At 72.8% G+C, this 18,794-nt stretch carries 19 protein-coding genes; 7 read left to right on the top strand and 12 right to left on the bottom strand.

Features of this window, described 5'->3' with window-relative positions; translation table 11 throughout:
* Positions 1-66 precede the first annotated feature (66 nt).
* Entirely contained in the window at positions 67-693 is a 627-nt protein-coding gene (locus ACFYX4_RS20690) for a TetR/AcrR family transcriptional regulator (protein ID WP_389334933.1), read from the top strand.
* Between the two features lie 71 nt (positions 694-764).
* On the opposite strand, the gene ACFYX4_RS20685 is transcribed toward ACFYX4_RS20690, so the two are convergent.
* Positions 765-1,226: a MaoC family dehydratase gene (locus ACFYX4_RS20685; RefSeq protein WP_389334930.1), complete on the bottom strand. Its 462-nt coding sequence runs from the start codon at positions 1,224-1,226 to the stop codon at positions 765-767.
* A 103-nt stretch (positions 1,227-1,329) separates the two neighbouring features.
* Here ACFYX4_RS20685 and soxR point away from each other — a divergent pair, with 103 nt between their 5' ends.
* Positions 1,330-1,806, top strand: a complete 477-nt coding sequence (gene soxR / locus ACFYX4_RS20680) for a redox-sensitive transcriptional activator SoxR (RefSeq protein WP_389334927.1) — start codon at positions 1,330-1,332, stop codon at positions 1,804-1,806.
* Between the two features lie 283 nt (positions 1,807-2,089).
* On the opposite strand, the gene ACFYX4_RS20675 is transcribed toward soxR, so the two are convergent.
* From ACFYX4_RS20675 to ACFYX4_RS20665, 3 genes are all read right to left on the bottom strand, one after another.
* Complete coding sequence (locus ACFYX4_RS20675; RefSeq protein ID WP_389334924.1) at positions 2,090-3,166, bottom strand: RNA ligase (ATP); 1,077 nt, start codon at positions 3,164-3,166, stop codon at positions 2,090-2,092.
* Positions 3,167-3,272: 106 nt separating this feature from the next.
* Positions 3,273-4,034, bottom strand: a complete 762-nt coding sequence (locus tag ACFYX4_RS20670) for a 3-keto-5-aminohexanoate cleavage protein (protein ID WP_389334921.1) — start codon at positions 4,032-4,034, stop codon at positions 3,273-3,275.
* Positions 4,035-4,209: 175 nt separating this feature from the next.
* A complete protein-coding gene (locus ACFYX4_RS20665) occupies positions 4,210-4,812 on the bottom strand; it encodes a hypothetical protein (RefSeq protein ID WP_389334918.1) in 603 nt (200 codons plus the stop codon).
* A 267-nt stretch (positions 4,813-5,079) separates the two neighbouring features.
* Here ACFYX4_RS20665 and ACFYX4_RS20660 point away from each other — a divergent pair, with 267 nt between their 5' ends.
* Complete coding sequence (locus ACFYX4_RS20660) at positions 5,080-7,878, top strand: penicillin acylase family protein (protein WP_389334915.1); 2,799 nt, start codon at positions 5,080-5,082, stop codon at positions 7,876-7,878.
* 74 nt (positions 7,879-7,952) lie between these two features.
* Here ACFYX4_RS20660 and ACFYX4_RS20655 read toward each other — a convergent pair whose 3' ends face one another.
* The gene (locus tag ACFYX4_RS20655) at positions 7,953-9,302 is read right to left on the bottom strand and encodes a serine-threonine protein kinase (RefSeq protein WP_389335217.1); all 1,350 of its coding nucleotides are present in this window, start codon (positions 9,300-9,302) and stop codon (positions 7,953-7,955) included.
* A 251-nt stretch (positions 9,303-9,553) separates the two neighbouring features.
* On the opposite strand from ACFYX4_RS20655, the gene ACFYX4_RS20650 reads away from it, so the two are divergent.
* The gene (locus tag ACFYX4_RS20650; protein WP_389334912.1) at positions 9,554-10,336 is read left to right on the top strand and encodes an SDR family oxidoreductase; all 783 of its coding nucleotides are present in this window, start codon (positions 9,554-9,556) and stop codon (positions 10,334-10,336) included.
* Between the two features lie 176 nt (positions 10,337-10,512).
* On the top strand, positions 10,513-11,106 hold the full coding sequence (locus ACFYX4_RS20645; RefSeq protein WP_389334909.1) for a TetR/AcrR family transcriptional regulator: 594 nt from the start codon (positions 10,513-10,515) through the stop codon (positions 11,104-11,106).
* Positions 11,107-11,311: 205 nt separating this feature from the next.
* Here ACFYX4_RS20645 and ACFYX4_RS20640 read toward each other — a convergent pair whose 3' ends face one another.
* The 3 genes from ACFYX4_RS20640 to ACFYX4_RS20630 form a co-directional block, all read right to left on the bottom strand.
* The gene (locus tag ACFYX4_RS20640) at positions 11,312-12,526 is read right to left on the bottom strand and encodes an acyl-CoA dehydrogenase family protein (RefSeq protein WP_389334906.1); all 1,215 of its coding nucleotides are present in this window, start codon (positions 12,524-12,526) and stop codon (positions 11,312-11,314) included.
* Positions 12,527-12,530: 4 nt separating this feature from the next.
* Positions 12,531-13,553: a phosphotransferase family protein gene (locus ACFYX4_RS20635; RefSeq protein ID WP_389334903.1), complete on the bottom strand. Its 1,023-nt coding sequence runs from the start codon at positions 13,551-13,553 to the stop codon at positions 12,531-12,533.
* Between the two features lie 199 nt (positions 13,554-13,752).
* The gene (locus tag ACFYX4_RS20630; protein WP_389334900.1) at positions 13,753-14,049 is read right to left on the bottom strand and encodes a hypothetical protein; all 297 of its coding nucleotides are present in this window, start codon (positions 14,047-14,049) and stop codon (positions 13,753-13,755) included.
* A 112-nt stretch (positions 14,050-14,161) separates the two neighbouring features.
* Between ACFYX4_RS20630 and ACFYX4_RS20625 the strand changes: the two genes are divergently transcribed.
* Positions 14,162-15,109, top strand: a complete 948-nt coding sequence (locus ACFYX4_RS20625; RefSeq protein WP_389334897.1) for an NADP-dependent oxidoreductase — start codon at positions 14,162-14,164, stop codon at positions 15,107-15,109.
* A gap of 21 nt (positions 15,110-15,130) precedes the next feature.
* Here ACFYX4_RS20625 and ACFYX4_RS20620 read toward each other — a convergent pair whose 3' ends face one another.
* The 4 genes from ACFYX4_RS20620 to ACFYX4_RS20605 form a co-directional block, all read right to left on the bottom strand.
* Positions 15,131-15,442 carry a DUF202 domain-containing protein gene (locus tag ACFYX4_RS20620; protein ID WP_389334894.1) on the bottom strand — a complete coding sequence of 104 codons (312 nt, stop codon included), beginning with the start codon at positions 15,440-15,442 and terminating at the stop codon, positions 15,131-15,133.
* Complete coding sequence (locus tag ACFYX4_RS20615; protein WP_389334891.1) at positions 15,439-15,837, bottom strand: YidH family protein; 399 nt, start codon at positions 15,835-15,837, stop codon at positions 15,439-15,441. The genes ACFYX4_RS20620 and ACFYX4_RS20615 overlap by 4 nt, the downstream gene beginning before the upstream one ends.
* Complete coding sequence (locus tag ACFYX4_RS20610; RefSeq protein WP_389334888.1) at positions 15,824-16,336, bottom strand: NUDIX hydrolase; 513 nt, start codon at positions 16,334-16,336, stop codon at positions 15,824-15,826. Before ACFYX4_RS20610 ends, ACFYX4_RS20615 begins: the two co-directional genes overlap by 14 nt.
* Positions 16,337-16,413: 77 nt before the next feature.
* On the bottom strand, positions 16,414-17,328 hold the full coding sequence (locus tag ACFYX4_RS20605; protein ID WP_389335214.1) for a DMT family transporter: 915 nt from the start codon (positions 17,326-17,328) through the stop codon (positions 16,414-16,416).
* 414 nt (positions 17,329-17,742) lie between these two features.
* Here ACFYX4_RS20605 and ACFYX4_RS20600 point away from each other — a divergent pair, with 414 nt between their 5' ends.
* Entirely contained in the window at positions 17,743-18,735 is a 993-nt protein-coding gene (locus tag ACFYX4_RS20600) for a hypothetical protein (protein ID WP_389334886.1), read from the top strand.
* Positions 18,736-18,794 lie beyond the last annotated feature (59 nt).

Here is an 18,794-nt window from a genome sequence, read left to right as displayed (position 1 = left end):
GATCTAAGCGAGCGCTCAGCTTCGGCGGTATGGTGGAGCTCCTGTACCGAGAGGGGCGAACCAGCGATGAGTACGGCGGAGGAGACGACCGGCGGCGAGATCGAGCCGTGGGAAGAGGTCACCCCTGACGCGGCCCGGCGACTGCTCGTCGCCGCCGTGGAGGCCTTCGCCGAGCGCGGCTACCACGCGACCACCACCCGCGACATCGCCGGCCGCGCGGGCATGAGCCCGGCCGCCCTCTACATCCACTACAAGACCAAGGAAGAGCTGCTCCACCGCATCAGCCGGATCGGTCACGACCGGGCGCTGGACATCCTGCGCACGGCCGCGAACGGCGACGGCAGCGCGACGGAGCGGCTCGTGGAGGCGGTGAGCTCGTTCGTGCGCTGGCACGCCGGGCGGCGCACCACCGCCCGGGTCGTGCAGTACGAGCTGGACGCCCTCGGCCCGGACGCCCGCGCCGAGATCCTCGACCTGCGCCGGCAGGTCGACGCCCAGGTGCGCGGGATCATCGACGAGGGCGTGGCGAGCGGCGAGTTCGAGGTGCGGGACGTGCACGGGACGACCCTCGCCGTGCTGTCCCTCTGCATCGACGTGGCCCGCTGGTTCAACGTGGACGGCCCCCGCACGCCCGACGAGGTCGGCGCGCTGTACGCCGACCTCGTGCTGCGGATGGTGGGCGCGGCGAAGTAGCCGCGGGGGCGGTGCGGGGCCGGGGAAGGGCCGTGGCCGCGACCGGGGGCCGCGGTCAGAGGTAGTCGCGGTCAGAGGTAGTACCGGGCCACCGACTCCGCGACGCACACCGGCTTGTCCCCGCCCTCGCGCTCCACGGAGAACGCGACGGTGACCTGGACGCCGCCGGTCACCTCGTCGACCGCGCTGATCGCCGCCGTGGCGCGCAGCCGGGAGCCGACCGGGACGGGGGAGGGGAAGCGGACCTTGTTCGTCCCGTAGTTGACGCCCATCTTCACTCCCTCGACGGAGATCAGCTGCGGCCCGAACAGCGGCAGCAGCGAGAGCGTCAGGTACCCGTGCGCGATCGTGGTGCCGAACGGCCCCGAGGCCGCCTTCTCCGGATCGACGTGGATCCACTGGTGGTCACCGGTGGCCTCGGCGAAGAGGTCGATCCGCTTCTGGTCGACCTCCAGCCAGTCCGTGTATCCCAGCTGCTCGCCCACCGCAGCCCTCAGCTCGTCCACGGACGTGAAGATCCTCGGCTCAGCCATGTCCCGGCCTCTCGTGTGATGTCTAAGCGACTGCTTAGCATGGTCGCGGTCGGGGGCGCTGTCAACGGACCGGAGGGGTGAGGCGGTGGGTAGGCTCTGGGAAGTGCCCCAGATACCCGAGAAGATCCACGAGCTCACGGTCGGCCAGCTCGCCGCCCGGAGCGGCGCCGCCGTCTCCGCCCTGCACTTCTACGAGTCCAAGGGGCTGATCAGCAGTCGGCGCACGCCGGGCAACCAGCGCCGGTACTCCCGCGACACGCTCCGGCGCGTCGCCTTCGTGCGCGCGGCGCAGCGGGTGGGCATCCCGCTGGCCACGATCCGCGAGGCCCTCGCCGAGCTGCCCGAGGAGCGCACCCCCACGCGTGAGGACTGGGCGCGTCTGTCCGAGAACTGGCGGGCCGAACTCGACGAACGCATCAAGCAGCTCAACCGCCTCCGCGACCACCTCACCGACTGCATCGGCTGCGGCTGCCTCTCCCTCGCCACCTGCGTCCTCTCCAACCCGCACGACGCCTTCGGCGAACGGGCGGCGGGATCACGGCTGTGGGTGGAGCGGAAGGGGTGCGACGGGAAAGCCTGAAGCCCGCCGTGCACTCCCGCCGGCCACCAGTCCCGCGCAGTGCGGCCGGTAGGGCGGGTGCGGCCCGCATGTGGCCGTCCGCGCAGTTCCCCGCGCCCCTTGGTCAGACCGCTCACGCCGATCCCCAGTCCCGCGCAGCTGCGGGCAGTCGTGCCGCTGGGGCGATGGGGGAGGGTGGGCGCGGCGGCACCCCGTGCAGTCGGGCGGGTGCGGCCCGTCCGTGGCCGTTCGCGCAGTTCCCCGCGCCCCTGGGCGGGGCCACTCACGCCGATCCCCAGGCGCCCTACTCGTACTCGGTCCCGCCCTTCCTGGTCAGGTACGCCGCGCTCACCGCCTTCGCGATCGCCCGGCCCCCCGTCACCGGGCTGTACCGCTCCACCGCCGGCCGTATCACCAGCCCCTCCCGCAGGTGCAGCCCCCGCCCGGACACCGTCTCGCGCCCGCTTGCCAGCGCCAGCACCTCCGCGCTGTCGTACGGTCCCTCGAACAGCCGTGGCACCAGCGGCAGTTCACCGTCCAGCACCTCGACCACCTCCGCCGAGTCCAGCCACCGCACTGCGCCCCCGACCTCCACGGACACGTCGAACACGGCGTACCCGAGGTCCTCCCGCCGCCCGTCCGCGCCGTACGTCAGGTCCTGCACCCCCGCGCCGTACACCTCGCCGAAGATCCCGACCCGTCGCGCGCCGAGCCGTTCGGCGATCCGGGCCGCCGTCTCCGCGACGCCGTGCCCCCGCACGGCCCGCCAGTACAGGTTCCGGGCCTCCTCCTTCAGCGCCAGCGACTTCCCGCCGAAGCCCTTGGAGGACGCGTACACCCGCTCCTCGTCGGCGACATACGTCATCAGGCACGCCGACCCGTGCAGCTTCTCCGTCAGCACCACCTGCTCGCCCGGCTCGAAGACGTCCGGATAGCGCTGGATGTTCTCGATGTCCACCCAGGGCAGCAGGTCGAGGGCCCTCTCGACGTCACCGTCCATGGTGGGCGGGATCGGCGGCACCCACTTGGTGATGCCGAGCCGCTCCGCGAAGTCGGTCCCCGCCTCCACCGCCCGCTCCAGGTCGACGTCCGCCAGCGCCTTCGGCCGGCACACGATCCCCTGGGACAGCTCGCCCCGCAGCCGCACCGCCTTGACCCGGTCCGCCCCGCTCCCGGCCAGCCGCCCGGTCAGCCCCAGCTCCTCGATCAGGCCGGCCGGCAGCACCGCCTGCTCGGGGATGTAGACCGCGGCGTCCCCGGTGCGGTACGCCCCCTTGGCGACGACCGCTCGGTACAGGCCCACCTGGGCCAGTTCGAGGGCGTCGGCGTTGGGGTGTTCATGGACGGTCAGCACTTCGGCGGTGACACGCAGGGTCGACATGCGGTGCTCCTTCAGGACCTCGGAGAGGTCTCGTCAGACGGGTCTCATCCCGCCCAACTCTCCTTACGGGAAAGGGATGGAGCGAACGGATTATCGACTGCTACCGTCACGCGCCCCGCCCGCACCCCGTCCGCGCTCCTCCACGCGCCGCACGCTCCCGCCGCAGGATCGCCAGCCCCGCCGCCACCAACTCGGCGTTGGACGCCGCCCGTCGCCCGTCCGGCAGGAACAGCGTGTCCTCCAGGCCGATGCGCGACGCCAGCCCCAGCCGCCCCGCCAGCCGCAGCACGGGCCACGCGCCGCCGTCCTCGCCGTGCAGCAGCACCGGGCGGCCGAACGCCCCGTCCAGGGCGGACAGCAGGGCCCGCGCCGACGACTCCGCGCTCTCCGCGTCCGTGTCCGTCACCTCGGCCAGCACCCGCAGCACCCGCGGCGCGCTCGGCGAGGCGGCGAAGCGCGCGGCCCCGTCCGTCCCGGACCAGATGCCCGCCTCCACGCCCACCCCGCGCTCCAGCAGCGCGGCGGCGAGTTCCTCCGCGCCCGGTTCATGCCAGTTGACCGAGGCGTGGTCGGGCAGCACAATCCACGCGCGCACCCGTGCCGCCCGGCCTGCGGGGTCGGGCTCGGCCCAGGCGCCCGTGGTCACGCCGACCGGCACTCCCACCCGTGCGCGTATCGCGTCGACCGTCGCCGCGACCGCGTGCGGCGACAACGTGTCCCGCCCGCACGGCGTCTTGGGATGGACATGGACGTCGGTGGCCCCCGCCGCGACGGCCTCGGCCGCGGCGTCGGCCGACGCCTGGGGCGACAACGGCACCACCGCACCGTCGCCCGCCCCGCGCGCCCCGTTCAGACAGACCTGCACCATGCCCCGATGGTGACATCCGCCACTGACAATCCATCCGGCGGAACTCCCGGCGAAGGCGCATCAGGGGGTGCGGCATCCCCGGCGCACCCCCAGCCGTACACGCGCCTTGCTCCCGGGCCGACCGGCGGTTCACCGAACTGGTCCGCGCAGCCGGTCGGCCGGTCGGCCGCTCCGCTCAGGCCGACATCAACAGCCGTCCCCGCCTGGCGTACGCCAGGGCCTCCGGGGTGAGCACGGGCCGGGGCACGAGTATCCCGCAGTCCGTGCAGACCGGACCCGCCGACGGCTCGTGGTCCAGGTCGTACTTCCACTGGAGCCGCTCCCCGCCGCACACCGGGCAGCCGGAGCCCGGTTCGCGCTCCAGCGCGGCGATCAGCCGGCGCAGTACCTCGGCCAGCGGCTCACGGGGATGCACCCGCGGGTCGTCGCACCACGCAACACCGAAGCCGCCCCAGGTCAGCCGGTGCCAGTCGTCCACGCTGCCCGGCCGGCGCAGCCCGTCGTACTTCTCCTTCTTGCGGCGTTCGGCGAACTCGACCTCGTAGGCGAGCCACACCGCCCGCGCCTCCTCCAGTTCGTCCAACGCGGCCACGAGCCGCGCGGGGTCGGGGGAGCGGTCCTCGGGACCGAACCCGGCCCGGGAGCACAGATGGTCCCAGGTCGCCCTGTGCCCGTAGGGAGCGAACCGCTCCAGGCACTTGCGCAGTGAGTAACGCCGCAGCGCCAGATCGCACCGCGGGTCACGCACCTGTCTCGCCAGACTCCGGAAACCGGCCATCGCCTTGCACCTCCGTCACATCTGCACCTGCACTTCGGTCACTTCGGCGTCCATCACGCACGGACTTCGCGCACAGTCCGCGAGGACTCCGCACGGCGTCGCCGAATAGACGTATCGACAAGCGATTCGGCTCCCTTCGGCTCCGTCCGATGTGCGACGCCGCCCATAAGCCGGATGAGGCGACTCTGAAAAGTGACGCATGTTCATCTTCAATACCGGGGATACCGGCGGTAACCTTCCGGCCACCCCCGTCGCTAGGAGTTGCCGATGCCACGGCGAATCCCATGCACCGCTCCCGTCAGACTGAGAACTCCCGGCAGATTCCCCGGGTTCCTGAAGACGGCCTCGGTATGCGCCCTCATTGCCGGTCTTTTGACGCCACTTTCCGTCGGGACGTCCCGCCCGGCGGCGGCGGCCGAGCTCGCGGCCGCCGCCGACCATTGCGGCAACCAGTGTTCCGACATCCTGCCGCCCGGCCAGAACGGCAACGCCACCCTCGCCCAGATCCTGCTCAACCAGGCCTTCGGCACCCAGCCCGCGCACGCCGAGGACCAGCTCGGGCCCTACGCCAACCTGGCCAAGGGGCACACGACCCTCACCAACGCCACGATCAACACGTTCTTCAACGACGCGTCGTTCGGGGTCCCCGCCGATCAGGTCGCCTCCACCGTGAAGCCCGCCGGACGCGGCGACGTCACGATCGTCCGCGACAAGAAGACGGGCGTGCCGCACATCACCGGCACCACCAGATACGGCACCGAGTTCGGCGCGGGATATGCGGCGGCTGAGGACCGGCTGTGGCTCATGGACGTGTTCCGGCACGTCGGTCGCGGTCAACTCACCTCCTTCGCCGGCGGCGCCGCCGACAATCAGGGCCTTGAACAGCAGTTCTGGCGCAACGCCCCGTACACCGAGGCCGATCTCCAGGCCCAGATCGACAACGCCGTGGCCACCAACGGCGCCCGCGGACAACAGGCGCTCGCCGACGCCAATGCCTACCTCGACGGCATCAACGCGTATATCGACGCCTCCGACAGCGGCCGCTACTTCCCCGGTGAATACGTTCTGACCGGCCACAAGGACTCAATCACCAACGCGGGGACCATCGCCCGATTCAAGATCACCGATCTGGTGGCCCTCGGCTCGGTCATCGGCGCGCTCTTCGGCTCCGGCGGCGGCGGCGAGGTCGACAACGCGATCTCCCTGCTCGCCGCGCAGGAGAAGTACGGCGTCGAACAGGGCACCAAGGTCTGGGAGTCGTTCCGCGAACGCAACGACCCCGAGGCCGTCATGACCCTGCACGACGGCCAGAGCTTCCCCTACGCCGTCCGGCCCGAGAACCCGCAGGGCCTCGCCCTCCCCGACGCCGGCTCCGTCGTCGGGGAGCCCCTCGTCTACGACCGCACCGGCAGCGCCGCCGCCTCCACCGCCGCCACCGCGTCGTCCACGGCGGCCGCCACCGCCCTCGGCTCCGCCCGCCGGGGCATGTCCAACGCCCTCGTGGTCAGCGGCGACCACACCGCGAGCGGCCACCCCGTCGCCGTCTTCGGCCCCCAGACCGGCTACTTCGCCCCGCAACTCCTGCTGCTCCAGGAGATCCAGGGCCCCGGCATCAGCGCCCGCGGCGCCTCCTTCGCCGGCCTGAGCATGTACGTCGAGCTCGGCCGCGGCCAGGACTACGCCTGGAGCGCCACCACCTCCGGCCAGGACATCATCGACGCCTACGCCGTCGAGCTCTGCCAGGACGACTACCACTACCTCTACCGCGGCGTCTGCACCGCGATGGAGAAGGTCGAGCAGAAGAACGTCTGGAAGCCCACCACGGCCGACAGCACCCCGGCCGGCTCGTACACGATGCGCGTCTGGCGCACCGAGTACGGTCCCGTCACCCACCGCGCGACCGTCGGCGGCAAGAAGGTCGCCTACACCACCCTGCGCTCGTCCTTCCTCCACGAGGCCGACTCCATCATCGGCTTCCAGATGCTCAACGACCCGGACTACGTGAAGGGCCCGGAGAGCTTCCAGAGCGCGGTGCAGCACATCAACTACACCTTCAACTGGTTCTACGCCGACTCCGAGCACACCGCGTACTACAACAGCGGCGACAACCCGGTGCGCGCCGCCGGCGTCGACGCCGAGTTCCCGGCGTGGGCGCGGCCCGCGTACGAGTGGCGGAGCTGGGACCCGGCGACCAACACGGCGGCGTACACCCCGCCTTCGCAGCACCCCAACTCCATCGACCAGGACTACTACATCTCCTGGAACAACAAGCAGGCGAAGGACTACGCGACCGCGTCCTGGGGCGACGGCTCCGTGCACCGCGGCAACCTGCTGGAGACCCGGGTGAAGAAGCTCGTCCAGGCCGGGGGCGTCACCCGCGCCGCGCTGGTGAAGGCGATGGCCGACGCCGCCCTCGCCGACCTGCGCGCCGAGGACGTCCTGCCCGACCTGCTGAAGGTGATCAACAGCTCGGCGGTCACCGACACCGCCGCCGCGGCGGCGGTGAGCAAGCTCCAGGCCTGGCTGACGGCCGGCGGCAAACGCACCGAGACCACGGCCGGTTCGAAGACGTACGGGCACGCCGACGCAATCCGCATCCTGGACGCCTGGTGGCCGCTGCTGGTGAAGGCCGAGTTCGAACCCGGCCTCGGCGCCGGCCTGTACGCCGCGTTCACCGCCAACCTCCCGGTGGACGAACCCCCTTCGGCGGCACACGGCCCGACCGGCGCGCACGCCGGCAGCTCCTTCCAGTACGGCTGGTGGAGTTACGTCGACAAGGACATCCGGGCGGTGCTCGGCGAACCGGTCCAGGGCCCGCTGGCGCAGAAGTACTGCGGCGGCGGCAGCCTGAGCGCCTGCCGCACCACCCTCATCGCCACGCTGAAGGAGGCGGCGGGCAGGACGGCGGCCCAGGTGTACCCCGGCGACACCCTGTGCGCGGCGGGCAACCAGTGGTGCGCCGACTCGATCGTGCAGCGCACCCTCGGCGGCATCAAGCACGGCAACATCAGCTGGCAGAACCGGCCCACCTACCAGCAGGTGGTGGAGTTCACCTCGCACCGGTGACCGCAGCCACCGGTGACCGCAGCCACCGGTGACCGCACCGGCCACCGGTGACCGATCGCGCGGCGGGCCGTGTCTCAGCGGATGCGGCCCGCCGCCAGCACCAGCCGCGCCAGTTCGGGGTGCACGATGTCGCTGTGCGCCCCGGACGGCGGTCCGCCCCGGCGTACGACGGCCGCCACGTCGACGTTCACACAGCCCGACGTCGGCAGGGGAGCGGCCAGCGCCTCGGCGAGCGTGCACGCGCGGGTGCCCGGCACCGCCCGCACGCCCCCGTACCCCATCGCCCCCCACTTGGCGTCCGACACCCCGGGGATCCCGAACTCCTCGGCCGCGCCGCGCGCGTCGCCCGCCATCCGGGAGGCCAGCGGATAGACCGTGCCCAGCGCCGAGTCGTGCCGGGAGTGACAGCACACCAGCGGTCCGTCCACACGGCTCTGCCGGCCCTGGAGCACACCTCCCGCGCGCGCGTCGTGCGGCAGCCGCGCGGCGAACGCGTAGTGGGAGAAGGCCCCTTGGAGCAGGGTCACCGACTTCACCGCGCGCACGCCCTCCGGCAGCCCCCGCAGCGCGAACGACACCAGTCGCCCGCCGAAGCTGTGCCCCACGAGATGCACCCGCAACTGCGGTGCCGCGCCGGCCAGTCGGCCGACGAGCGGACCGAGCCCCCGCTCGCCGACCGTCCCCGCCCGCCGCTTCATCGCGTAGTACGTCGCCTGCCGCAGCAGCTCGTGCGCACCGTCCCAGGGGTTCGGCATCCTGAACTCGGCCTGACCTGGCGGCACTTCGTGCTCGGCCTCACCGGGCGGTGCTCCGCACCGGTCCAGCGCCCGCGCGAACTCCTCGCAGACCTCCGCCGTCGGCTCGTGCAGCATCCGCGGCACGCCCTCCGCCTGGATGTCCGCCGCGCACCGGGTGTCCGCCGCGAACGGGTCCTGCGGCCCCGGCGGCACCTCGTTCACCAGCAGCCGCACCAGCCGTCCGAACTCCTCCAGCCCGGCGTCTCCGGGCGGCCGTCGCTCCAGCAGCCGCGCGATCCGCTCGACGACGTCGGCCCGGCCCGGGAACGTCCCCAGCAACGCGACCCGCGTGTCCTCGTCGAGCGCCGGACGCCGGGGCGGTCCCGCGGCCGTCTCCGCCGCGACGGAGCGCGGCAGATCCGGGATCGGCTCGTCCGCGAACCGCATCGACGGCCACACCACGCCCACGTACCCGATCCTCGCCGCCGGGGCGAGCCGGGGGAACGGCGCGAAGAAGCGGCTGTAGAGCGCGGTCGCGCCCGAGCGGTCGTTGTTCCAGCCGTGCGCGAACGCGACCAGGTCCCGCACCCCGTGCCGGACCGCCCCGGCCAGCAGCCGGTCCCGCTGCCCGCCGTCCACGTCACCGTCGGCGTCGAAGGTCACCTCCCAGTAGGGAGACACGCTCATCGCGCCCGCGGCGCCCTGAGCGTCCGCGGCCCCCGCAGCGCTGGTCGCGCTCGCAGCGCTCGTCGCGTTCGTCGCCGGATCCGCCATGACAGGCCCCCTCGCCCCCGCAGCGTGCGCCAGGTGAGCGCATCGTCCTGCCAACGGCGGCTGTTGGCCAGACGTCACGCGCCGGTGACGTCAGCACCCTTCTCTCGAACATACCGACCGGTTAGTCTGACGGCTACGAGGAGCAGCGTCGAAGGGGACCGAAGGTGGAAGCCGTGCTGGGTGCCAATGTCATCGTCACCGGAGCGGGAGGCGGCATCGGGGCCGCGCTCGCCCGGCGGTTCGCCGCCGAGGGGGCCCGGGTCGTCGTCAACGACCTGGACGCCGACCGGGCGAAGGCCGTCGCCGACGAGATCGGCGGGATCGCGGTGGCCGGCGACGCCTCCGGGATCGTCGGCGAGGCGCGCGACGCCCTCGGCGGCACGGTCGACGTCTACTGCGCCAACGCCGGCGTCGCCTCGGGCGGATCCGAGGCCGCCGACGAGGCCGTGTGGGCGCTCGCCTGGGACGTCAACGTCATGGCGCACGTCCGCGCCGCCCACGCCCTGCTGCCGGGCTGGCTGGAGCGCGGCCGGGGCCGGTTCGTGTCCACGGTGTCCGCCGCCGGGCTGCTGACGATGATCGGCGCCGCTCCCTACAGCGTCACCAAGCACGGCGCGTACGCCTTCGCCGAGTGGCTGTCGCTGACCTACCGCCACCGCGGGATCAAGGTCCACGCGATCTGCCCGCAGGGCGTCCGCACCGACATGCTGGACGCCACCGGCGCCGCCGGCGACCTGGTGCTCAAGCCGACGGCGATCGAGCCGAAGGACGTGGCGGACGCCCTGTTCCAGGGCATCGACGAGGACCGCTTCCTGATCCTGCCGCACCCCGAGGTCGCCGGGTACTACGGGGCGAGGGCCGCCGACCCCGACCACTGGCTGTCGAACATGAACCACCTCCAGCGGAAGTGGGAGGCCGCCTCGGCCGCCGAACGGCCGGGCCAGTGAACGCGGGGTGTACTGCTGGGGGGAGACTGGCCACCTGCCCGCACCCGCGACAGGTGGAGGTCCTGCCCGACCCGCCCGGGACGGCGAGTGGGAAGATCCTTCGTCGGGAACCGCGTTCCCGCGCGCACGACAGCCAGTAAGGCACAGTAAGGCAGACGGAAAGGCAGGTGGCGGCAGTGCCCAGGACGACGGACGGCGACGGGACGCCCGTGCCGCAGCGGCTCCTCGCCGCCGCCACCCGGCTCTTCGCGGAGCAGGGCTACGACCGCACCTCGGTGCAGGAGATCGTCGAGGCGGCAGGCGTCACCAAGGGGGCGCTCTACCACTACTTCGGCTCCAAGGACGACCTGCTGCACGAGGTGTACGCGCGCGTGCTGCGCGTCCAGCAGGAGCGCCTGGACGCGTTCGCGGACGCCGACGAGCCGATCGAGAAGAGGCTGAGGGGCGCGGCGGCGGACGTCGTCGTCACGACGATCGAGAACCTCGACGACGCGATGATCTTCTTCCGGTCGATGCATCATCTGAGCCCGGAGAAGAACAAGCAGGTCCGGGCGGAACGGCGGCGCTACCACGAGCGGTTCCGGGCGCTGGTGGAGGAGGGGCAGGAGACGGGCGTCTTCTCGCGCGCGACGCCGGCCGACCTGGTCGTCGACTACCACTTCGGCTCGGTCCACCACCTGTCGACGTGGTACCGCCCGAACGGCCCGATGAGCCCGCAGGAGGTAGCGGACCATCTGGCGGACCTGCTCCTGCGAGCCCTGAGGCCGTGACCGCGGGTGTTCCTCGCCCCCGCCGCCCCTACCCCGTCCCGTACCTGGGGGCTGCCGCCCCCAGACCCCCGCTTCGGCCCTGGACGGGCCTCGTCCTCGAACGCCGGACGGGCTGAGTGACCTCACCCTTCCTCCCGACCGATCGGGCGGTGGGTGGGCATAGGCCGGGGGTCTGGGGGCGGAGCCCCCAGGTACCCCCGCCGGGTCACACGTACTTCTTCAGTTCCCGTCGCGCCAGCGACCGCTGGTGCACCTCGTCCGGCCCGTCCGCGATCATCAGCGTCCGCGCCCCCGCGTACAGCTCCGCCAGCGGGAAGTCCTGGCTCACCCCACCCGCACCGTGCAACTGGATCGCCCGGTCCAGGATGTCGACCACCGCCCGAGGCGTGGCGATCTTGATCGACTGGATCTCCGTGTGCGCCCCCCGGTTGCCCACCGTGTCCATCATCCAGGCCGTCTTCAGCACCAGCAGCCGCAACTGCTCGACCGTCACGCGCGCGTCGGCGATCCAGTTGTGGACGACACCCTGCTGCGCCAGCGCCTTGCCGAAGGCGTCCCGGGACACGGCCCGTCGGCACATCAGCTCGATCGCCCGCTCGGCCATCCCGATCAGCCGCATGCAGTGGTGGATCCGGCCCGGCCCCAGCCGCGCCTGGGCGATGGCGAAACCGCCGCCCTCCTCGCCGATCAGGTTCGCCGCCGGCACCCGCGCCCGGTCGAAGACCACCTCGGCGTGACCCCCGTGGGAGTGGTCCTCGTAGCCGAAGACCTTCATCGCCCGCTTCACCGTCACACCCGGCGTGTCGCGCGGCACCAGCACCATCGACTGCTGACGGCGGATGTCCGCCCCGTCCGGGTCGGTCTTGCCCATCACGATGAAGATCGCGCAGTCCGGGTTCATCGCCCCGGAGATGTACCACTTGCGGCCGGTGATGACGTAGTCGTCGCCGTCCCGCTCGATGTACGTCGTGATGTTCGTGGCGTCGGAGGAGGCCACCTCCGGCTCGGTCATCGCGAACGCCGAGCGGATCTCCCCGGCGAGCAGCGGCTCCAGCCACTGCTTGCGCTGCCGGTCGTCGCCGAACTGCGCGAGCACCTCCATGTTGCCGGTGTCGGGCGCGGCGCAGTTCAGCGCGGTCGGCGCGAGCTGCGGGGAGCGGCCGGTGATCTCGGCCAGCGGCGCGTACTGGAGGTTGGTGAGGCCGGCGCCGTACTCGGAGTCGGGCAGGAACAGGTTCCACAGGCCCTGCCGGCGGGCCTCGGCCTTCAGCTCCTCGACCACGGCCGGGGTGTCCCACGGCGAGGCCAGCAGCGCGCGCTGCTCCTCGGCGACCGCCTCGGCCGGGTACACGTACTCGTCCATGAAGGCGAGCAGCTTGCCGCGCAGTTCCTCGGTGCGCGCGTCGAACGCGAAGTCCATGGCGTCAGCCTTCCTGGAGGGTGGTCAGTCCGTGGTCGATGAAGACGGGGACGAGCTCGCCGATGCGGTCGAAGCCGCCGCCCACCGTCTGGCCCAGCGTGTAGCGGTAGTGGATGCCCTCCAGGATCACGGCGAGCTTGAACCAGGCGAACGCCGTGTACCAGGCGACGTCCGACACGTCGCGCCCCGAACGGGCGGCGTACCGCTCGACGAGCTCGGCGGGGGAGGGGTGCCCGGGGGCCGAGGCGGTGGTCGAGACCGGCGAGTCCGGGACCTCCAGCGGCACGCTGTACATCACCAGCAGACCGAGGTCGGTCAGCGGGTCGCCCAGGGTCGACATCTCCCAGTCGAGGACGGCTCTGATCGTGTCGTTCTCGCCGATGAGGACGTTGTCGATCCGGTAGTCGCCGTGCACCACGGCCGGGGCGGGCGAATCGGGGAGGCTGCGCCCGAGCGCCGCGTGCAGCTCGTCGACGCCGGCCAGGTCGCGGCTGCGGGAGGCGTCCAGCTGCTTGCCCCAGCGGCGCAGCTGACGGTCCAGGAAGCCCTCGGGCCGGCCGAAGTCGGCGAGCCCGACCTCGGCGGGGTCCACCGCGTGCAGGTCGACGAGCGTGTCCACGAGCGAGAGCACCGCGTCGCGGGTGCGCTCGGGGCCGAGGGGCGCGAGCTGATCGGCCGTGCGGTACGGCGTGCCGGTGACGAACTCCATGATGTAGAAGGGTGCCCCGAGCACCTCTTCGTCCTCACAGAGCAGCACCGGGCGCGGCACCGGCACGTCGGTCGGGTGCAGCGCGCTGATCACCCGGTGCTCGCGCCGCATGTCGTGCGCGGTGGCCAGCACATGGCCGAGCGGCGGCCGGCGTACGACCCACTTCGACTGGCCGTCGGCGACGGCGTAGGTGAGGTTCGAGCGTCCGCCCTCGATCAGCCGGCCGGTCAGCGGACCGTGGACGAGGCCGGGCCGCTCGCGGTCGAGCAGGGTGCGCAGCCGGTCCAGGTCGAGGCCGGGCGGGTGGTCGGGGCTCATGCGTCGCTCCTACGGCAGGTGGACGAGGACTCGCGAGGACGGACGAGGACCCACGAGTGACTCGACCTATGATGCCGACCGGTCGGTATGTAGTCCAGAGGCCGTGCTCAACGTGATCGGAGCCACCCTAGGACGGCGGCTCCCCGGGCAGAACCCGGGGAGCCGCCGCAGGGCGTCTCTCGGCGGCGCGGGGCACCGGTCAGTGATCGTCCCAGTGGCCGTCGTGCTCGGCGTGCCGGTGGCCGTCGTGCAGGTAGTCGAGGTGGTCGCCGTGCCGCACGTGCGCGTGCCCGCAGTTCTCGCCGTGCCGGTGCTCGTGCCCCTCGTGGGGCATGTGGCCGCCCGGCTCGCACTCGTCCCAGTGGCCGCCGTGCTCGCGGTGCAGATGCCCGTCGTGCGCGTAGTCGATGTGGTCCCCGTGGGGGACCTCCGTGTGGCCGCAGTCCTTGCCGTGCACATGGGCGTGAGCTGTGTGCTCCTGGTGAAGGGTGGTCATGGTGCTCACCTTCGGGGGTACGGGGATGACGACGGACAGGCTGACACGCGAACGGCACATATCCGGGCATCCGGGCTTGCGTGGCGTTCGAGTACCCCGGAGGGTCGGTGGCATGAAGGGCATCAGATACAGCCGGTACGGCGGTCCCGAGGTCCTGGAGTACGGGGAGGTGCGCGACCCCAAGGTCGGGCCCGACTCCGTCCTGGTCAAGGTGCGCGCCGCGGCCGTCAACCCGGTCGACTGGAAGTGCCGCGAGGGCTATCTCGACGGGATCCTCGACGCCGTCTTCCCGGTGGTCCCCGGCTGGGACGTCGCGGGAGTCGTCGTCCAGCCGGGCGCCTCAGTCACGGAGTTCGCGGTCGGCGACGAGGTCGTCGGCTACGTCCGTGAGGACTTCCTCTCCCGCGGCACCTTCGCCGAGTACGTCGCGGCTCCCGTGCGCACCCTCGCGCGCAAACCGCGCAACCTCACCTGGGAGGAGGCCGCGGGCCTGCCGCTGGCGGGGCTCACCGCCTACCAGGCGCTGACCAAGGCCCTCGAGGTCAAGCGGGGCGACACCGTCCTGGTCCACGCGGCGGCGGGCGGCGTCGGCTCGATCGCCGTGCAGCTCGCCCGCCACCTCGGCGCACGGGTGATCGGCACGGCGAGCGAGGCCAACCACGACTTCGTGCGGTCGCTGGGCGGCGAGCCCGTCAGCTACGGCGCGGGCATGGCCGAACGGGTGCGCGGGCTGGCGCCCGAGGGCGTCGACGCGGCGTTCGACACGATCGGCGGCGACACCCTGAAGGCCTCCGCCAACCTGCTGGCCCCCGACGGCCGCCTGGTCTCGATCGCCGACGGCGACGTCGTCGACTACGGCGGCCACTACTGCTTCGTCCGCCCCGACGCCGAGGACCTCACCCGGCTGGCGGAACTGGCCGAACAGGGAGTGGTGTCCGTGCACGTCTCGCGGACGTTCCCCCTGGAACGCGCGGAGGAGGCCCACCGGCTCAACCAGGAGGGCCGCACCCGGGGCAAGATCGTGATCACGGTCGACTGGGAGGCGAAGCCGCCGGAGTGACCGGCGCGGCGCTGGTGCGTCTCAGAGCACCAGCGCCGCCCCGCACACGGCCAGCGCCACCGTGCACAGCGCCGCCGCGGCGGCGTGGCGCGGGCTCAGCGCGGGCGGCGCGGCGCTCTCGGCGAGCCGGCGGATCCGGCGGTGCGCGAGCAGCAGGAAGCCCAGCCAGAGCCCGCAGCACAGCGCGCACGCCACGACCCCGACGGCCGACGCCCCGCCGTGCACCGCGGCCCTCCCGGCCAGCACGGCCACCACCGTGCTCGCCAGCGTCGTACGACGCCAGGCGAGCCGCGTCCGCTCGGGCTGGAGGCCCGGATCGCGCCCGCCGCTCACCCGTCCCACCCGAGCAGCACCACGACGACGATCGCGACGGCCACCACGGCGACGACGAGACTCAGCAGCGCCGGGAACCGGGAGACCGGCAGATCCTCACCCCGCCGCATCGCCCGCTCGCACCGCACCCAGTGGTTCACCGCGCGCAGCGAGCACAGCACGCCCGCGGCGAGCAGCGCGAGCGCCAGTCCCACCCGCCAGCCCCACGGCAGGTCCGGCAGGAACTGGTCCACCGCGAAGCCGCCGCCGATCAGCGCGAGCGCGGTCCGCAGCCAGGCCAGGAACGTCCGCTCGTTGGCCAGCGAGAACCGGTAGTCGGGCGTCCGCCCCTCCCGCCTGACCTCGTCGGGCGCGAACCACAGCCGGGCGTTGCGCACGAACTCATCCCCGCGCACGCAGCGCCCTGAGCCGCTCGTACGCCGCCAGGCCGTCCGGCACCCACGGCCACTCGGTCAGACGTCGCCCGATCTCCTCCTCGGGGAGGAAGTCGTGCCAGGCGACCTCCTCCACCTGAGGGCTGACCGGCAGCTCGCAGCGCACCTCGTACACGGCCGACCACCAGCTCGCCCCGTCGCCGTCGTACAGGAACTTGAAGAGGAACCGGGGCCGGGGCAGCCCGGTCACGCCGAGTTCCTCCTCGGCCTCCCGCAGAGCCGCGTCGTCGTAGGCCTCGCCCGCGCCGACCACCCCACCGATGAACATGTCGTACAGGGACGGGAAGACCAGCTTGGTCGCGGTACGACGGTGGACGAAGACCCGCCCCTCGGCGTCCCGCGCCTGGACGAAGACACACCGATGGCGCAGCCCCAGCGCGTAGGCCTCCCCCCGCGGGGAACGCCCGACGACCCGGTCGTCCTCGTCGACGATGTCGAGCATCTCCTCAGCAGCGTTCATGCCCCCATCCAAGCAGGCGCTTCGCCACGGACGGCGACCGCGCCCCCGGGCGTCGCGCCGGTCACGCCCGTCCCGCCTCACTGCGGCTGGAGGTCGCGGAAGCGTTCGCGTTCCGTGCCGCCCTGGGGCATCGCCGGGTGCAGGCCGAGCAGGACGATGCCGGTGACGATCGCCGCCAGGCCCGCCGACTCCCAGGCCAGGGCGCCGGTGTCGGTGCGCAGCCGGTCGCCCAGGAAGCCGACGCCGCAGACGATCCCGGCGATCGGCTGGGCCGCGGTCAGCGCGGGGAGCGACAGGCGCAGCGGGGCCGTCTCGAAGGCGCTCTGGACCAGGACCAGGCCGGTCACCCCGAGCGCCAGCACGGCGTACGGCTGCCAGCCGGTCAGCAGTTCCAGGAAGCCGCCCTCGGAGAAGCGCTCGCCGCTCACCCGGGTCAGGGCGTCCTGCACCCCGTACAGCAGGCCCGCCGAGAGGGAGAGCAGCACCGGGCCGGTCGACACGCGCGCGTGCCGCTTGGCGTACGCCGTGAGCAGCAGGGCCAGCCCGACCACCGCGCCGATGATCAGCCAGTGCCGCAGCGGATCGGTGACCGCGGTGCCGCCGCGCGGCTGGCCGGCCACGATGAACGCGGTCACGCCGCCGGCGAGCAGCAGCAGACCCGCCCAGCCCTGCCGGCCGAGGGGCTGCCTGGTCTGGTGGCGGGAGAGGGCGAGCGCGAACAGCAGGTTCGTCGCCAGCAGCGGTTCGACGAGGGAGATCTCGCCGTTGCCGAGCGCGACCGCGCCCAGCGCCATGCCGACCACCATCAGCCCCATGCCGCCGAGCCAGCGCGGCATCCGGACGAGGTCGAGCAGCAGCCGGGGCGAGAGGAAGTCGCCGAGCGGCGCCTTCTGGGCCGCGTTCTGCTGGAGGACGAAGCCGAAGCCCAGGCAACAGGCCGCGCTCACGGCGAGAACCAGAACCAGAACCGACACGCTGCGTACCTCGATCATCGGGTCGGGCCACGACATACGGGGTGGCCGACTTCAGTGTCCCAGCGCCATCGGCGGCTGTCCCTGGGAATGCCCGTAGGGGTGCTCCCGGGGAAAACCCGGAGCCGGGCGCCTGACGCGGTCGCGGCACACCCGAGGGGACCGGCGCGGGGCCGGGTCGCGGGCGCGGGGCGACCGTACGGCCATGCTCCGCGACCTGAACTAGCCGCGCCATGGCGTACGCCACATCCGCCCCGCGGCAACCGCTTCCACCAGCGACGGAGCCCGTCAAGTCCTCTCTACCGGGGGGTAGTTGACACCTGTCACGGAATCGCGGCCCTTGACGGTAAGCGCTGACTGCGGTTTGGGTGTGCGGCTGTCGGCCGAACGCGTGCCGACGCCGTACCCGTCACGAGGAGGGTGAGAAGTCCCACGGTGCCCCTACCCTTAACGGACGGCAGAGCCCCCGCTCCGCCCCACGCCGACGTCCGCGACGTCCCCGACGCCCTTGACGTCCGTGACGCCCATGATCCCTGTGACGCCCTCGACGACGTCGAGCTCGTCGCCGCCCGGGCCGCCCTCGCGCAGGGCCGCCGGCAGCCCGCACGCTCCCTGCTCGCCCGCACCGGCGACGACTGGGACCGCCGCGGGCACCGGATCGCCGTCCTCGCCCTCGACCCGCACGCCGCCGCCTGGGCGGGCGAATGGCTGCTCGCCGAGCCCGACTCCGCCGACGCCGCCGTCCTGCTCGCCCTGGCCCGGGTGCGCGGCGCCCTGCGCGGCACGCACGACCCGGCCGCCGCCCGCGCCGCCTGCCGGGACGCCGCCGCGCTCGCGCCCGCCGACCCCACCCCCTGGCTCGGCCTGCTCCGCCTGGAGCGTGACGCCGGCGCCGACGCCGTCCGGATCTTCGAGGAGATCAGGATCCGGCACCGCGACCACCATCACGCCCACCACCTGATGGTCGCCCTGCTCGCCGAGCGCCGGGCCGCCGCGGGACCGGACCCGCTGCACGAGGTCTACGACTTCGCCGCCTGGGCCGCCGAGCAGGCCCCCGCCGACTCGCCCCTGGTCATCCTCCCGATCGTCGCGCACGCCGAGCGCTACCGAGCCCTGGCCGTCCGCGGCCTCGCCCCCGCCGACCCGGCCACCGCGCCGCACTGGCGCGACCACCGGTGCCGTGACGTGATGAAGGCCGCCTTCGACTGGTGGCTGGAGTGGGAGCACGACGACCACCCGCGCCGCCTGGTCGACCTGAACTACCTCGCCCACGCCAAGGTGTGCGAGGGCCGCCCCGCCGAGGCCGCCGCCCTGTTCCACCGCATCGGCGACCATGTCACGCCGGCCCCCTGGTCCTACCCGGACCGCGACCCGTACGCCGCCTTCCGAGCCGCCCGGGACCGGTCCCTCGGCACCGGACGGCCCTGAGAAGCCCGTAAGGGAACCCCGGGAACCCTGGCCCCGCCGCACCCCCGAGTGCTCGAATG

This window comes from Streptomyces sp. NPDC002328 (assembly GCF_042890065.1).
Classification (GTDB): Bacteria; Actinomycetota; Actinomycetes; order Streptomycetales; family Streptomycetaceae; genus Streptomyces.
The sequence above is the reverse complement of the archived record's forward strand: the minus strand, read 5'-3'. Positions and strand labels throughout refer to the sequence as shown.

Bases quoted from the DNA above. Each gene is read 5' to 3' on its own strand.
- ACFYX4_RS20640 (WP_389334906.1), bottom strand. From the start codon at position 12,526: ATGGACTTCGCGTTCGACGCGCGCACCGAGGAACTGCGCGGCAAGCTG.
- ACFYX4_RS20685 (WP_389334930.1), bottom strand. From the start codon at position 1,226: ATGGCTGAGCCGAGGATCTTCACGTCCGTGGACGAGCTGAGGGCTGCG.
- ACFYX4_RS20660 (WP_389334915.1), top strand. From the start codon at position 5,080: ATGCCACGGCGAATCCCATGCACCGCTCCCGTCAGACTGAGAACTCCC.
- ACFYX4_RS20605 (WP_389335214.1), bottom strand. From the start codon at position 17,328: ATGATCGAGGTACGCAGCGTGTCGGTTCTGGTTCTGGTTCTCGCCGTG.
- ACFYX4_RS20630 (WP_389334900.1), bottom strand. From the start codon at position 14,049: ATGACCACCCTTCACCAGGAGCACACAGCTCACGCCCATGTGCACGGC.
- ACFYX4_RS20690 (WP_389334933.1), top strand. From the start codon at position 67: ATGAGTACGGCGGAGGAGACGACCGGCGGCGAGATCGAGCCGTGGGAA.
- ACFYX4_RS20610 (WP_389334888.1), bottom strand. From the start codon at position 16,336: ATGAACGCTGCTGAGGAGATGCTCGACATCGTCGACGAGGACGACCGG.
- ACFYX4_RS20635 (WP_389334903.1), bottom strand. From the start codon at position 13,553: ATGAGCCCCGACCACCCGCCCGGCCTCGACCTGGACCGGCTGCGCACC.
- ACFYX4_RS20670 (WP_389334921.1), bottom strand. From the start codon at position 4,034: ATGGTGCAGGTCTGTCTGAACGGGGCGCGCGGGGCGGGCGACGGTGCG.
- ACFYX4_RS20675 (WP_389334924.1), bottom strand. From the start codon at position 3,166: ATGTCGACCCTGCGTGTCACCGCCGAAGTGCTGACCGTCCATGAACAC.
- ACFYX4_RS20665 (WP_389334918.1), bottom strand. From the start codon at position 4,812: ATGGCCGGTTTCCGGAGTCTGGCGAGACAGGTGCGTGACCCGCGGTGC.
- ACFYX4_RS20655 (WP_389335217.1), bottom strand. From the start codon at position 9,302: ATGAGCGTGTCTCCCTACTGGGAGGTGACCTTCGACGCCGACGGTGAC.
- ACFYX4_RS20625 (WP_389334897.1), top strand. From the start codon at position 14,162: ATGAAGGGCATCAGATACAGCCGGTACGGCGGTCCCGAGGTCCTGGAG.